The organism is Asticcacaulis sp. DW145 (genome assembly GCF_037101385.1).
GTDB lineage: Bacteria > Pseudomonadota > Alphaproteobacteria > Caulobacterales > Caulobacteraceae > Asticcacaulis > Asticcacaulis currens.
Window position 1 is genome coordinate 2,205,734 of record NZ_AP029024.1, and the last position, 13,971, is coordinate 2,219,704.

General features: G+C 59.3%; 12 protein-coding genes and 1 tRNA gene. 10 read left to right on the forward strand and 3 right to left on the reverse strand.

Going from position 1 to position 13,971, the window contains the following annotated elements; translation table 11 throughout:
- Positions 1–34 precede the first annotated feature (34 nt).
- From rhmD to AACH73_RS10170, 6 genes are all read left to right on the forward strand, one after another.
- Positions 35–1,231 carry an L-rhamnonate dehydratase gene (gene rhmD / locus AACH73_RS10145; RefSeq protein ID WP_272739487.1) on the forward strand — a complete coding sequence of 399 codons (1,197 nt, stop codon included), beginning with the start codon at positions 35–37 and terminating at the stop codon, positions 1,229–1,231.
- A 107-nt stretch (positions 1,232–1,338) separates the two neighbouring features.
- Positions 1,339–2,211 carry a fumarylacetoacetate hydrolase family protein gene (locus AACH73_RS10150; RefSeq protein WP_338734801.1) on the forward strand — a complete coding sequence of 291 codons (873 nt, stop codon included), beginning with the start codon at positions 1,339–1,341 and terminating at the stop codon, positions 2,209–2,211.
- Positions 2,211–2,957, forward strand: a complete 747-nt coding sequence (locus AACH73_RS10155; protein ID WP_338734802.1) for an SDR family NAD(P)-dependent oxidoreductase — start codon at positions 2,211–2,213, stop codon at positions 2,955–2,957. Before AACH73_RS10150 ends, AACH73_RS10155 begins: the two co-directional genes overlap by 1 nt.
- Positions 2,958–3,129: 172 nt before the next feature.
- On the forward strand, positions 3,130–4,035 hold the full coding sequence (locus AACH73_RS10160; RefSeq protein ID WP_338734803.1) for an amidohydrolase family protein: 906 nt from the start codon (positions 3,130–3,132) through the stop codon (positions 4,033–4,035).
- Between the two features lie 115 nt (positions 4,036–4,150).
- Positions 4,151–5,866: a hypothetical protein gene (locus AACH73_RS10165; protein WP_338734804.1), complete on the forward strand. Its 1,716-nt coding sequence runs from the start codon at positions 4,151–4,153 to the stop codon at positions 5,864–5,866.
- Positions 5,863–6,420 (forward strand): GNAT family N-acetyltransferase, encoded by a 558-nt coding sequence (locus tag AACH73_RS10170; protein WP_338734805.1) that lies wholly within the window; start codon positions 5,863–5,865, stop codon positions 6,418–6,420. The genes AACH73_RS10165 and AACH73_RS10170 overlap by 4 nt, the downstream gene beginning before the upstream one ends.
- Here the strand turns inward: AACH73_RS10170 and AACH73_RS10175 are convergent.
- Entirely contained in the window at positions 6,417–7,487 is a 1,071-nt protein-coding gene (locus AACH73_RS10175) for a class I SAM-dependent methyltransferase (protein ID WP_338734806.1), read from the reverse strand. The two genes, AACH73_RS10170 and AACH73_RS10175, sit on opposite strands and share 4 nt — an antisense overlap.
- Before the next feature lie 148 nt (positions 7,488–7,635).
- Between AACH73_RS10175 and AACH73_RS10180 the strand changes: the two genes are divergently transcribed.
- Both AACH73_RS10180 and AACH73_RS10185 read left to right on the forward strand, forming a co-directional pair.
- A complete protein-coding gene (locus tag AACH73_RS10180) occupies positions 7,636–8,427 on the forward strand; it encodes a phytanoyl-CoA dioxygenase family protein (protein WP_338734807.1) in 792 nt (263 codons plus the stop codon).
- 6 nt (positions 8,428–8,433) lie between these two features.
- Complete coding sequence (locus AACH73_RS10185) at positions 8,434–9,162, forward strand: class I SAM-dependent methyltransferase (RefSeq protein WP_338734808.1); 729 nt, start codon at positions 8,434–8,436, stop codon at positions 9,160–9,162.
- A gap of 1 nt (position 9,163) precedes the next feature.
- On the opposite strand, the gene AACH73_RS10190 is transcribed toward AACH73_RS10185, so the two are convergent.
- Positions 9,164–10,051, reverse strand: a complete 888-nt coding sequence (locus tag AACH73_RS10190) for a GNAT family N-acetyltransferase (RefSeq protein ID WP_338734809.1) — start codon at positions 10,049–10,051, stop codon at positions 9,164–9,166.
- Positions 10,048–11,112: a DegT/DnrJ/EryC1/StrS family aminotransferase gene (locus tag AACH73_RS10195; protein ID WP_338734810.1), complete on the reverse strand. Its 1,065-nt coding sequence runs from the start codon at positions 11,110–11,112 to the stop codon at positions 10,048–10,050. The genes AACH73_RS10190 and AACH73_RS10195 overlap by 4 nt, the downstream gene beginning before the upstream one ends.
- A gap of 267 nt (positions 11,113–11,379) precedes the next feature.
- Here AACH73_RS10195 and cimA point away from each other — a divergent pair, with 267 nt between their 5' ends.
- Together cimA and AACH73_RS10205 are read left to right on the forward strand one after the other, a co-directional pair.
- The gene (gene cimA, locus AACH73_RS10200) at positions 11,380–12,975 is read left to right on the forward strand and encodes a citramalate synthase (protein ID WP_338734811.1); all 1,596 of its coding nucleotides are present in this window, start codon (positions 11,380–11,382) and stop codon (positions 12,973–12,975) included.
- A gap of 820 nt (positions 12,976–13,795) precedes the next feature.
- Positions 13,796–13,862: transfer RNA gene (locus AACH73_RS10205), tRNA-Ser, on the forward strand.
- Positions 13,863–13,971: the final 109 nt, after the last annotated feature.

Genomic DNA, 13,971 nt, shown 5'->3' on the forward strand with positions numbered 1-13,971 from the left:
GGATTCGACACGCAGGGTTAAAAAGGCTTCAATTATGGGTTACCCCAAGATCAAGCAGGTGCGCGCATACGTCATTAAAGGTGGCGAGGGCGGCGGCGGCGCCGATTACCACGATCAGGGCGAAGGCCACTGGATCGACAATCACATTGCGACCTCGATGGGGCGCTATCCGGAATATCGCCAGAGCCGCAAAAGCTTCGGCATCAATGTGCTGGGCACGCTGGTCGTTGAAATCGAAGCCGACGACGGCACGGTCGGCTTTGCGGTGACGACCGGCGGTGAGCCCGCCTGCTATATGGTCGAAAAGCACTTTGCCCGCTTCCTCGAAGGCCGCAATCCGTTTGAGTATGAGCGCATCTGGGATCAGATGTATTTCGGCTCACAATACTATGGCCGTAAGGGGATTGTTGTGAACGCCATTTCCGGCGTCGATCTGGCCTTGTGGGACCTGATGGGCAAGCTGCGTCAGGAGCCGGTCTATCACATGCTGGGCGGCGCGGTGCGCGACGAACTGCAATTCTATGCGACCGGCGCGCGCCCGGACCTTGCCAAGGAGATGGGCTTTATCGGTGGCAAGCTGCCGCTCTATCACGGCCCCATCGAAGGCGACGAAGGCCTTAAAAAGAATGTCGAGCTGATCGCCGATATGCGTTCGCGCGTCGGCGAAGACTTCTGGCTGATGTACGATTGCTGGATGGCGCTCGACGTCAACTACGCAACGAAGCTCGCGCACAAGTGCCATGAGTACGGTCTGAAGTGGATCGAGGAAGCGATCAATCCGGACGACTACTGGGGCTATCAGCAACTAAAGAAGAACGTCCCCGCCGGCATGCTGGTCACCACGGGTGAGCACGAATCGACCCGATGGGGCTTTAAGATGCTTCTGGAAATGGGCTGCTGCGACATCATCCAGCCGGATGTGGGCTGGTGCGGTGGTGTGACCGAGCTTTTAAAGATCTCGGCCCTGGCCGATGCGCACGGCGCGCTGGTCGTGCCGCATGGGTCCTCGGTCTATAGCTATCACTTCGTCATTACGCGTCACAACTCGCCGTTTGCCGAGTTCCTGATGATGGCGCCGAAGGCCGATCACGTGGCCCCCATGTTCCATCCGCAGCTGCTCAATGAGCCGATCCCGGACAAGGGCCGCCTGAAGGTCACGGCACTCGATAAGCCGGGCTTTGGGGTGGACCTGAACCCCGAAGTGAAGCTCTATCGCCCCTACGAACATTAATGAAACTCACCCCTGAAGGCCTTGCCTTCAGGGGTGGTCCATATCGTCAGATCAAAGCCAGAGACGGCTCGTCGCTTCGATCTGGCTTTATTTTTGAGGAAAGCTTTATGAAACTCGTTCGTTTTGGCCCCAAGGGTCAGGAAAAGCCCGGCGTGATCGACGCTGACGGCAAACTACATGATCTGTCATCGGTCGTCGCCGACATCACCCCCGAAGAGGTGCGTCTGTCCAAGCTTTCGGGCCTTAAGGCCACCGACGTCTCGGCCCTGCCCGTCGTCGAAGGCGACGTGCGTTATGGCGTGCCGGTCAACAAGATCGGCAAGATCATTGCGGTGGGCCTCAACTATGCCGACCACGCCGCCGAATCGAACCTGCCCGTGCCGCCGGAGCCCATCTTCTTCACCAAGGCCGTGACCTCGCTCACTGGCCCTAATGACGAGGTGATGAAGCCGCGCGATGCGACCAAGATGGACTGGGAAGTCGAACTCGGCCTGATCATCGGCAAGACCTGCCGCTATGTCGAGGAAGCCGACGCGCTCAGCCACGTTGCGGGTTATGTGCTGGTCAATGACATTTCCGAGCGCGCCTTCCAGAAGGAGCGGGGCACGCAGTGGGTGAAGGGCAAGGGCTGCGATACCTTCTGCCCGACCGGCCCGTGGCTGGTGACGCCGGAAGAGATTGGCGACGTGCACAATCTCGACATGTTCCTCAACGTCAATGGCGAGCGCATGCAGACCGGCAATACGAAGACCCTGATCTTCAACGTCGCCCACTGCATCAGCTACATCTCACGCTTCATCACCCTGCAACCGGGCGATCTGGTCATCACCGGTACGCCGCCGGGCGTCGGCGAAGGCAAGAAGCCGAACCCCATCTATCTCAATGCGGGCGACACCATGCACCTCGGCATTACCGGCCTCGGCGAACAGCGCCAGACCGTCGTGCCCTTCTCGCTCGAACATCAGGAGATCATCGGCTAATGAATTACGCTGGACGTTTTAATGATCGCTGCGCCGTCATCACCGGTGCCGCCGGGGGTTTGGGCAAGGCCGCTGCGAAACGCATCATTGCTGAAGGAGGCAAGGTCGTCCTGTGGGACCTGAATGCCGAGATGTTAGAAGCCACCGCCACGGAGATCGGCGCGGCCGGTTTTGTGGCTCTGGACGTTTCGAAGCTCGAAGAGGTTTCGGCCGCGGCTGAAAAGTCGGCCGAGATCTTAGGCAAGATCGACATTCTGGTCGCTTCGGCGGGCATCACGGGCGCCACCGTGCCGGTGTGGGAGTTCCCGGTCGAGTCTTGGCTGAAGGTCATGGACATCAATCTGAATGGTCTCTTCTACTGCAACCGTGAGATCATCCCCTTCATGCTCGAAAACGGCTATGGCCGCATCGTCAATGTCGCTTCGGTCGCCGGCAAGGAAGGCAATCCCAACGCCTCGGCCTATTCGGCCTCCAAGGCGGGCGTGATCGGCTTCACCAAGAGCCTCGGCAAGGAACTGGCCACCAAGGGCGTCATCGTCAACGCCCTGACCCCGGCCACGTTTGAGTCGCCCATTCTGGCGCAACTGCCGCAAAGCCAGGTCGATTATATGCGCTCAAAAATCCCAATGGGGCGTCTGGGCATTGTCGATGAATCGGCGGCCATGGTCTGTTTCATGGCTTCTGAAGAGTGCTCCTTCACGACCGCCTCAGTGTTTGACACATCGGGTGGTCGCACGACGTTCTGATAAACCTCTGCAGACCGGGCGAGAGGTGGCTGAAACGGCCTCGGAAAGGCTTAGTCAATGACGAAGGTGAAGAGGCCTTAAGGCCTCCCCCTTCGTTGAGGACAGCACCTTCAGGCGAAAACCTGCCACCTCCCCCCAGTTTTGCCCGCGCTGAGACACACAGGAGAGGCCAATGACTCTTCCCTTTATCGACGCCCATATCCATCTTTGGGATCTCGATCATCTGCGCTACGCATGGCTCAGTGCGCCCTTTGACGATACGGGGGTCAATGGCTCGACGCAGGCAATAGCCTCAACCTATCTGCCTTCACACTATAGAGCCGATGCCGCCGGTTTTGACGTGCGCGGGACCGTTCATATTGATGCGGGTGCCCACCCGGATGATGCCCTCGCCGAGACCGAGTGGCTGCAGAAGCTGCACGAACAGACCGGTCTGCCTACGGCTATTGTCGCCTTTGCCGGTCTCAACGACGCGAAGGTTGAAGCCCTTCTAGACGCCCATTCGCAACATTCGGCTGTACGGGGCATACGCCATATCCTGAACTGGCACTCGAACCCTTATTTCAGTTACACACCTGCCAATCTCCTGGAAGACCCGCAGTGGCGCGCGGGCTATGCAAAGCTTGCCAGGTACGGGTTATCGTTCGATCTGCAAATCTACGAAAACCAGATGGCCACCGCCGCGGCACTGGCGGCCAGGCACCCCGACATTCCGGTCATGCTCAACCACGCCGGCATGCCTGTAAATGATGGCGACGGCTATCTGGAGCGCTGGACGAAGGGGCTTAAGGCTTTGGCCGACGTGCCCCATGTCTCTGTAAAGATCTCCGGGATGGGATTTTCCAATCGCCACTGGACAACAGACACGATCCGCCCCCTTGTTCTGAGCGTCATCGATATCTTCGGTACAGACCGCGTGATGTTTGCCTCAGATGTGCCAACCGATAAACTCTTTTCCGACTACAAAACGATAATGACGTCGTTTGACGACGTGACGAAGGCCTTCTCGGAAGACGAGCGCCGTGCCATGTTTGCCGGCAATGCCAACCACCTTTATCGCCTCAACATGGCCCTCTGAGCCGCCATAACATGGTTAACAGTTCCTTCACCGGCGCGGCCTAACCTTGCAGGGATAGACCCTTCGCGGGTGGAGGCCCCAAATGAGTACTGTAGATCCCGCCGTTCTGGAGCGGGTGACGTACCTGTTCAATCAGGGCAAGGCAGCGCTGTCGTATCAGGACGGTTTTTCGGCGTTACAGAGCTTTCGCACGCTGACGGACGAAAACCCGCATTCATTTGAGGCCTGGTACTGGCTATATAGCGCGGCCCTTTGCGCGGGCGATGGTGAGACGGCGCGCACAGCTTTGGATACGGCGACACTTTTACACGGTCTCGAGCTGATGCCCGACATCGAGGTCGATCTTGCCCGCTTTGACACTGACGGGGCTTATGACGAGCAGCTCTTTGAAACCTGTTATGCCAGTCATTATGTCGGGCTTGCCTCCGTCTTTGGGCAGCGCGCCCGCGACCTTGGGGTTCGCACACCGACCATGCTCTCACGCTATGGCCTGTCCCTGCAGCATCAGGGGCGCACGCTAGAGGCGAACGAAGCCTTCGCCGCCGCGTTCACCGCCTATCCGCTGGCCTGGATAGCCCAATTCTACCTTTATTCCCTCTTCTACGTCCCAGACGGCGTCACCCGCTACGCCTCTGAGGCGCGCGCCTGGGCGAGCCGGTTTGCCTATGTGGAAAATCCAATCCACCTGACACCCCCTCCGCTTGAGGGGCGGCGCCTGAAGATAGGCTATGTCGCGCCAAATTTCTCGCGCACCCAGCTTCACCAGTTTATCTTGCCGATCCTCAAAAACCACGACCCCACCAAGGTCGAGGTAACACTCTATACCGCCGACGCGAGCGCGGAAGCGCCCTTGCCCTGCGAGCGGATGGTCTCGATCGGTGACATGGATGACGAAGCGGCTACCGCGCTCATCCGCAAGGATGCGCCCGACATTCTGATCGACACCTGGGGTCATACTGTAGGCAGCCGGATTGGGATTTTTGCACGCCGTGCGGCGCCTGTGCAGATCGCGTGGATTAACTTTGTGCAGACGACAGGGCTGACGCAGATGGACTACGTCCTGCACTCTGATTCAATGGCTGCAGCTGGCACTCAGGATCTCTTCACCGAGACTGTGTGGTCGATGGGGGATATCACCATACCCTATCGTCCCACCATGCAGCGTTTGCCGGATGTGCCGCCGCCGGCCCTTGCAAATGGCTTTGTGACCTTTGCCTCTTTCAATCACCCGGCCAAGATCAGTGCACAGACGATCGAGGCCTGGTCCGCGATTCTGTGCGCGGTTCCAGGGTCTGTGCTTCTGATGAAGTATAACTACTTCATTGACCCCCTCGTTCAGCGGCAATTTCGTGCCCGCTTTGCGGCGCACGGGATTGACGGTGAGCGACTTCTCTTTGAAGGGCACTCGAAAGGCATTGAATACGCGGAAGCCTTTCGAAAAGTCGACCTGATGCTCGATCCCTCCCCTTGTCCAGGGGGTACGACCAGTTGCGACGCGATGGCCAACGGCGTCCCCGTTTTGACTCTGGCCGGCGACACCTTCTATTCCCGCATCGGTATTCAGGTGGTGGCGGTGTCCGGTCTGCACGACCTGGTCGCCAAAAGCTGGGACGATTATGTGGCTCGAGCCGTCGCACTGGCGAACAATATAGACGCTCTGAGCGAGGTCCGCGCCCGCACCCGCTCCGGCTTCGAAGCCTCCGCCCTGCGTGACGAGGCCGGTTTCACGCGCAAGCTGGAAAGCGTCTTCCGTCAAATGGTCGAAACGACAACAGCAAAAGTCGAAGACGGATCAGTCAAAGACAAGACATTGCAAGCGCTTCACCCATGAGCGGGCATGAATGCGTGCTGGAAAGTCCCCGCCTGATCCTGCGCCCGCCCATCGCCGAAGATTTCGAAGGCTTCAAGGCCTTCCATGCGGATGCGCGCGTCATGACCTATCTCGGCGGGCCGGCAGGACCGGCCATTGCCTGGCGCTCGATGCGCTACATGGCCGGGCTGTGGCAGATGGACGGCTTCGCCATGTTTAGCATCATCGACAAGGCCTCAGGCCAATGGATAGGCCGCGGCGGCCCCATACGCCCCTATGACTGGCCCGGAGTCGAGATCGGCTGGGGCCTGTTGCCGCAGTGGTGGGGAAGGGGACTGGCGCTGGAAGCCACGGCGATGGCGGCCGAATTCGCATTTACGCGACTATCGCTCAATCGCATCGTCCACACCATAGATGCTCGCAATGAGGAGTCTAAGCGGTTGGCCACACGGTTGGGTTCACGGTGCGAAGGACCGGTCACGCTGCCTGCGCCCTATGTCGACTCGGTGGTAGATCTGTGGGCGCAAACCCGCGAAGACTGGAAGGAAAATCGCCAGCGTTTCAACTTCCTTTAAGCCAGCTTGATGAATAGCGAGGTGCCCATCACGAAGCTATGGGCGATGCGATCGGCATGAGCCGCAAGATAGGCATCACCCACCCGCTGCGGCCCGTCGCCGAAGGGCCAGACGTAGTCGTCGAACACGATATAGCCCCCCGACCGCACGTGCGGCGTCCACAAGGTTTCATCCAGCACGACGTTCTCATAAACGTGGTTGCCATCGATATGCAGCAGGGCGATCTCACCGGTATAGGCTGTTTCGCCCAAATCAGTACTCAGGCGAAGGCCCGGCCGATAATCTTCAGCGGCAGCATGGGCAGCTTTGCGGATATAGTTCAGCCTCCCGTTACTGAGCGGTGCCATATTGCAGCGGAAGATGGAAAAGGCGCGGTCGACGCTGAGAGAGGCACTGACCTTATCGAGCGCTTCGACGCCCTGCGACATGCCTTCTTCCGACCACGGATCAAGACAGAGTACAGGCCCCAATCCGTAATGCCGCGACAAAAGCAGGAGCAAGGCCGCCGAACGCCCCCACCACGAACCGATCTCGACGATGTCGCCTTCAGGCACGTCGCGGAATACCTCGATCAAGGCGGCGATCTTGTCGTTGTCGCACATACCGCTGATCGAATCGACCAGACGTAGCGTACCGTTCAGATGGGCACCGGCAAGACGCGGACGCGTGCCAGGCCCCGTCGGCAGCCAGTCGCAAGCCGCTTCGATTTCCGCACCGCGGCGGTGCAGCACTTCGTAATCCAGTTCAGCCGACTTCCATGGAAAGTTATTGAGCAGGCGTACGGCTGGACGCAAGGTCGGCAACCGTGCCGTCAGGACCGAGCCGATAACATCATGCGGGGCGAAAACCGTGCCGATTCCATGTCGGTCCAGCAGATCGACAAAGGCGTCCATAAAGCCGTCTTCGTGAACATAGGGCAGCTTTTCCCAGACATCATAACCCGTCGCCGCCGGGTCGAAATCCAGCGAAGACGCACCGATGATGGTCTGCCCTTGCAGGCGCGCGCGATCACGTTGCTTCAGCGACTCAGGCATACCGCACGGAAAGATCAGCAGGGTGTCCGTCATAGGCCTCTCCGGTTCGCAACCCCATGCGGCACAGTGTCCGCGCGCCTGTCAGGGTCAGCCTTTATGCTGTAGTCTCAATAGTGGTGATTCGCCAGACGACGGCTTCTCACCGATCTATCGAATCGCCCGGAATCGTCCCAAAAGTCCGATGACAGACCTAAAACCCATAGATGTTTTCGCCGCCGAACTGGACGGGCAAGGCTGGTCGCTGTTTCCCGACCTGCTCCCGCGCGAAACGGTGCAGGCCCTACGCGCGGACTCGCTGAAATGGGTCGAAATCTGCCGGGGCTACCAGGTGCGCAACGGTATCAATGCCGATGGCGACGGTACGGCCCATCATTCCATTGGCGCAGGCGACTCCATTGACGCCTTCATCGACAGCCATTACTTCGACGCCCATTTTCAGCAGTATTTCGCCCGCGCACCCTATATCCTCCACGCCTGCAATCCGGTCGGCGGTTTCCCGGGGCAACGCAATTATGTTCACAATATCCACCGCGACGTGCGCACCTTCATACCCGGCTACAATATGCGCATGAATGTGCTGGTCATGCTGGACGATTTCACCGAAGAGAACGGCGCGACCCATGTGCTTTCAGGCTCGCATCACCGTTGCGACGCACCGACCGAGGCCGAGTTCGATGCCGGTTTTGAGCGCCTGACGGGTAAGGCTGGCAGCGTGGTGCTGTTCAACTCCTATCTCTGGCATCGCGGTGGGCTGAACCGCACGCAACGCCCGCGCGTGGCCCTGACGCTTAGCTACGGCCCGGCCTTCATCAAGCCGCAGATGGACTATGCACGCCTGCTGGGTGAGGCCTATGGCCGGACATTGAGCGCACAGACGCGGCAGGTGCTGGGATATAATTCGCGCGTACCCACAACGCTGGACGAATGGTACAGACCCGCAGCGGACCGCCTCTATCAAAGCCATCAGGGATAAGCCGACATGCAGACACGCGACTTCAATCAGGAAGCCAAATCCCTGACTGACAAGAAGTACAATTACGATTTTGACGGCATCGTGCGTCAGTACATGATGCGCGCTTTCGAGCCCTTTTTCGTGCCCGGTCCGGCGCTGGAACTGGGGTGTTATGAAGGTGATTCGACGCTGGAACTGGTACGGTATTTCGACGACCTGACGGTGGTCGAGGCCTCGTCCGAAGCGCTGGACGTCGCGCGGTCGCGGGTGCAGGGCCATGTGCGCTTCATCCAGTCAGTGTTCGAGGATCTGGAGCCGGGACAGCTTTATGACACGATCTTCCTCATTAACACGCTGGAGCACGTCGACAATGCGGTCGAGGTTCTGGCGCGTATCCGGGACTGGCTGACGCCGAAAGGGCGGCTGTTCGTGCTGGTGCCCAATGCCGATGCGCCGTCGCGCCAGATTGCCGTCTATATGGGCCTGATCACCCACAACAACGCCGTCACACCGGGCGAATGGACGCACGGCCACCGCCGCACCTATTCGTTTGACACGCTGAACAGCGACCTGCGCGACGCCGGGCTGAGCGTGCTACACGCCGGCGGCATCCTGTTCAAGGGCCTGGCCAACTTCCAGATGGATAAGGCTCTGGAAGCCGGGATCATCGACATGAACTATATCGAGGGCTGCTATAAGCTGGGGCAGATTCAACCGACCCTGTGTTCCAGTATCTTCGCGGTCTGCACCCGATAGCCTAACCGCGATAAGCGGGGAAAAAACCCGGCGGTTTGCCGGTGCTAAGGCGGGCATAGGCCTCGGCATCGAGGATCTGACCGCAAATATGCGCCGTGATCTCGGCATTGGCAAAGCCCTGCTTGAAGGCAAACAGCCCGCCGCCATCCGCCCCGGAAGCGCCTGAGCCTCCGCCCAGATTTATCACGCCCTGCCCGGCAAAAGCCGTGATAGCGGCGTCGTAAAGCGCGAAGGCAGCACTGTTGGCGTAGCCCGTTTCATCGCAGGCCGTCAGGTGATTATAGACTACCCCGTCACGCGCAAACCACAGGGTCATGCCGACGATTTGTCCCTCCACGGAAGCGGTAAAAGCCGACAGGCCCGGTATGGCCGCCAGTCGGTCGAAGTAGGGGGCGCGAAAATCGGCCATACCTGTAATACCGCGCTTGGCGACCAGCCCCGCATAGAGACGTTTCCAATCTTCGAGCCCCGAGATAAGCGGTCCCTGCGTCACGGCACAGCGGCGATAGCCTCGCCGAATGCGTTCGCGGTGGTGGCGACTGGGCGCGTAGGGGCCGTCGATCAGCAGATGCGTTTTGAATTTAACGAGATGAGCGAAATGCCGCGACAGGGTTTCCAACGGCGGCCGAGCGAGAGGATCGGGCACCAGCACCACGCTGATCAGGCCCTCCGCCTGCAACTGCGCCAACCCCGCTGTCAGATCGCAGCCGGTGCGCAAAGGTGTAAGCGGATAACTGCCGCCCACATCGTATCCGCCACCCGCTACAGGACGCTTCACGCAGGCCGTGGCCCAGCCGGGCACCCAGAGCGACTGAGCGTCTGCGGGCGTTACGGCCTCGACATAGAACGGATCGGCATAGGGATGCAGGTCGGTCGAAAACCCATTCATGAGTCTTGGAAAAACTGTTGCAGCAGGCCGGTCAGGCGCGACACCTGAGCGTCATTCATGGTCGCGCAATAAGGCAGGCCGAGCGTCGTCGCGGCCAGATGTTCCGTGTTTGGCATATCGTCGCGCGCAAGCTCCGCGAACGCCCGCGACACATGACAGCCTTCGCCCCACCACTGGCGCGTGTCGATATCATTGGCCTTCAAAAACGCGATCAGCGGCGCCAGCGTCCCCGCAGGGATGCGCACCACGCAGACGCTCGATACCCAGCGCAAACCCCAGCCTTCCTGAAACTGCACTTGCGGCACATCCTTCAGCGCGATGCGCAGCTTGAAAGCCGTCTGCTGATAGAGCAGCCGCGTCGATGCCCAGCTATCCATCGCCGACAGGGCCACAGCCGCAGCATATTCGCTCATCTTGGCGTTCTGGGCGATCATTTGGGCTTCGCGGCTACCGTTAAAGCCGAAGCTCGAAAGCATCCGTAGGCGCTGCGCGAAATCCGTGTCCGGACAGACCACATACCCGCCCTCGCCCGCCCCCAGAGACTTCGTGGCGTGCAGGCTGACCGCCATGGGGAACGGCGCAGATGTCAGGCTGTCGTGGGCGGCGGCGGCATCGACTACGACCCTGACACCGGTTTGCGATTGAAAATGCGCCCAGCCCCCGACATCGAGCGGCGCCCCGTGGGCGCAGACCGGGATGATGGCACGCACCTTGCCCGGAGCACGGGACAGAACGGTCTGACACGCCTGCGGATCTAGCATGGCCGTCTCCGCATCGACATCGATGAACCAGGGCGTCAGGCCAGCCGCCAGCACGGCATGGGCGGTCGCCACGAAGGTCCACGACGGCAGGGCGCAGACGGCCCCCCTGGGCAGGTCGAGCGCCATGAGGCCCAGCACAAGTGCCGAGGTGCCGCTCGATGCGGTCACCGCATGGGCGTCAGGAGCGAGACGCTCCGCCAGCCGGATTTCCAGTTCGCGCACCAGCGGGCCGAAATTTGAGTACTGGCGCGAGGCATCTATTCGCTCAAGGTAGGGTAAGATAGCGTCCGCTGAGGGCATATGCGGTCGGGCGACAGGCAGCCGCTCGGGCGCGAAAACCGGAGTTTGATCAAATACGCTCGCAGTACGCACCATGGCCTAGCCCTCGCCGAAGGCTTCGGAGTCTTTCAAAACATGGTTAACAAACCGTATTTGCTAAAAGGCCGGCTTTCGCCACACATGGTATAGACTGAAACGAACCCCGCTTTTTCATAAGCTTAGCAAGCAAATCCCGCCCTTTGTCTGGGAATTTTATTGACGAAGCCAGGACCAGGTTATAGCTGAGCCATGGCCGAGCGTATCTATCTTTATGACTCCACCCTGCGTGACGGATCGCAGGCGCAGGGAATTGACTTCACCGTTGCCGATAAGCTGGCAATTGCCAGTGCTCTTGATGCCTTTGGCATCGACTATATCGAAGGTGGCTGGCCAGGTGCCAATCCGACAGACGACGCCTTTTTCGCACGCGTGCCGCAGACACGTTTTGCGAAAGTATCTGCGTTTGGGATGACAAGACGCGCTGGCCGCTCTGCGTCTAATGATCCGGGGCTTCAGGACATTCTCAATGCCAACACATCAGCCGTCTGTCTGGTGGGTAAGAGCTGGGACTGGCAGGTTGAAACGGCGCTGAAGGTATCGACCAGTGAAAACCTGAAGATGATCAGCGACTCGCTTTCGCACGTCTTAGATCAGGGTCGCGAAGCGCATTTCGACGCTGAGCATTTCTTTGACGGCTATAAGGCGAACAGAGCCTATGCGCTTGAGGCGCTTAAGGCCGCCCATGAGGCGGGTGCCTCGTGGATCATTCTTTGCGATACAAACGGTGGGTCTATGCCATCGGAGGTCTACCGTATCGTCAGCGACGTAAAGTCGATGTTACCGGACGCAAATCTCGGCATCCACTGTCATAACGACACCGAGCAGGCCGTTGCCAATTCGCTCGCCGCTGTTGAGGCCGGTGTGCGCCAGATTCAGGGCACGATCAATGGCATTGGTGAGCGGTGCGGTAATGCTAATCTAATCGCCCTTATTCCTACTTTGATGCTCAAAATGGGTTTTGAGACTGGCGTCTCGATGGAGCAACTCAAAGAAATAGGCTCATTATCACGTCTGATCGATGATCGGCTCAACCGCGTCCCAAACCGCCATGCCGCCTATGTCGGCAAAAGTGCCTTTGCTCATAAAGGGGGGCTTCATGTCAGTGCCATGGCACGAGACAGCCGTTCCTATGAGCATATTGACCCTGCCCTGGTCGGGAACACGCGCCTCATTCTCGTCTCTGACAAGGCGGGCCGTGCCAATGTGCTCAACCGCCTCGAACAGATGGGCATTGAGGTTGCGGCCGATGATGAGCGCGTGACAGAGCTTGTGAAGATCGTGAAGGATCGCGAAGCGCTCGGCTACGCCTATGAAGACGCGAGCGCCTCTTTTGAGCTCTTAGCGCGCGGTCTTTTGGGGCAATTGCCGCGTTTTTACGATCTTCTGAGCTATCGGGCACTCAACGAGTGTCGGATGGACGCCAAGGGACACGCCGACACGCTTGCGGAGGCGACCGTGAAGCTGTCTGTGGCCGGATCCACCGTTATGACGGTCGCCGAAGGCAATGGTCCGGTCAATGCGCTCGATCAGGCGCTCAGAAAGGCGCTTACACCCCACTATCCCGTACTCGAAGCCATGCACCTGAGCGATTACAAGGTGCGCATTCTGACGCCCTCAGACGCGACTGCCGCCCTGACACGGGTGGTTATTGAAAGTCGCGATTCGGATGGCCACGCCTGGCACACGCTCGGCGTCAGCGCCAACGTCATCGATGCGTCCAACGATGCGCTCTTTGATGCCCTGACGTGGTTTCTGATGAAAAGGGGCGTGGCCGCGCAAAAATAGGGCTTAGCCTCGTGCCAGCCCTGGCCCAAAAACGGTTGCGAAATCATCGGGACCAAGCGCAAAGCGTGGGCCGTCTGACGGCAACACGTCAGCGCCGGACTGATCCGGGTCAGATCGCGAGTATAAGGTTCACCGGTCAGCAGTCTTGTCCGTCATGAAAACGTGTGGCCGCTCCCCCCGCGCGAAAGTTGCAAAATTAGCACTATTAAGACCCTCGGTGGCGGGGCGCACCGATTTTTGTTGCACGGCGCAACGCCGGGGGCTAACTGAGCGCATCGTTACTTTTGTGACGATCTGGCAGTGGCGTAGAAAGCAACTACATCGATAATCTATAGGTCACCGGTTCGAGTCCGGTCGGAGACGTCTCCGTAGCTCAGTGGCAGAGCGATAGGCACGTTGCTTTCGTCTTTTCCCTGCCTGACAGTTTGGCATTTAATGACGCATTTCACTCATTTTTAGGGCGAGTGCGCTGTTGGTCAAAAGCTTAATGCCAGTGGCGCTCTAATCGCATACTTCGTCCTGAACTGACGCGGTCATACTCCTTCCCTGGCACATCGAATTCAGTCTTTCGTGGCGCAGGCTCCGGCTTCATCGCTACGCCTCAAGGGAATAAGGCGGCCCCGGATGTCAGGCAACTGGCAAGCCGGAACAGCCCGGACGTGGCAAGGTCCGGCGGAAGCGCCTCCCAACCGGAACCGAATATTCCAGAAAGGCTGAGCTGGAAATTTTTTGTTGCATTACGCAACAAGTTGCAGTAGTAACGGCATTACTGTCCGGACAGGCCCGACCAGGGAACCATCCAGACGGTAACCATTCAGGTGGTGTAGGGGGCGGTTACTTCGCCTACGCAGCGGGAGGTTGCGGGTTCGAATCCCGCCAAGGCTTCGGTCTTGTAGCTCAATGGTAGAGCACCACAGTCCGTCCTCGCCTGTTCCCCTGAATATCATCGATAGCAGCCGCGGGCGTTCTACCGCGGTCAGGCGTCATTCTATCGCT

Bases quoted from the DNA above. Each gene is read 5' to 3' on its own strand.
- rhmD (WP_272739487.1), top strand. From the start codon at position 35: ATGGGTTACCCCAAGATCAAGCAGGTGCGCGCATACGTCATTAAAGGT.
- AACH73_RS10150 (WP_338734801.1), top strand. From the start codon at position 1,339: ATGAAACTCGTTCGTTTTGGCCCCAAGGGTCAGGAAAAGCCCGGCGTG.
- AACH73_RS10155 (WP_338734802.1), top strand. From the start codon at position 2,211: ATGAATTACGCTGGACGTTTTAATGATCGCTGCGCCGTCATCACCGGT.
- AACH73_RS10160 (WP_338734803.1), top strand. From the start codon at position 3,130: ATGACTCTTCCCTTTATCGACGCCCATATCCATCTTTGGGATCTCGAT.
- AACH73_RS10170 (WP_338734805.1), top strand. From the start codon at position 5,863: ATGAGCGGGCATGAATGCGTGCTGGAAAGTCCCCGCCTGATCCTGCGC.
- AACH73_RS10175 (WP_338734806.1), bottom strand. From the start codon at position 7,487: ATGACGGACACCCTGCTGATCTTTCCGTGCGGTATGCCTGAGTCGCTG.
- AACH73_RS10180 (WP_338734807.1), top strand. From the start codon at position 7,636: ATGACAGACCTAAAACCCATAGATGTTTTCGCCGCCGAACTGGACGGG.
- AACH73_RS10185 (WP_338734808.1), top strand. From the start codon at position 8,434: ATGCAGACACGCGACTTCAATCAGGAAGCCAAATCCCTGACTGACAAG.
- AACH73_RS10190 (WP_338734809.1), bottom strand. From the start codon at position 10,051: ATGAATGGGTTTTCGACCGACCTGCATCCCTATGCCGATCCGTTCTAT.
- AACH73_RS10195 (WP_338734810.1), bottom strand. From the start codon at position 11,112: ATGCCCTCAGCGGACGCTATCTTACCCTACCTTGAGCGAATAGATGCC.
- cimA (WP_338734811.1), top strand. From the start codon at position 11,380: ATGGCCGAGCGTATCTATCTTTATGACTCCACCCTGCGTGACGGATCG.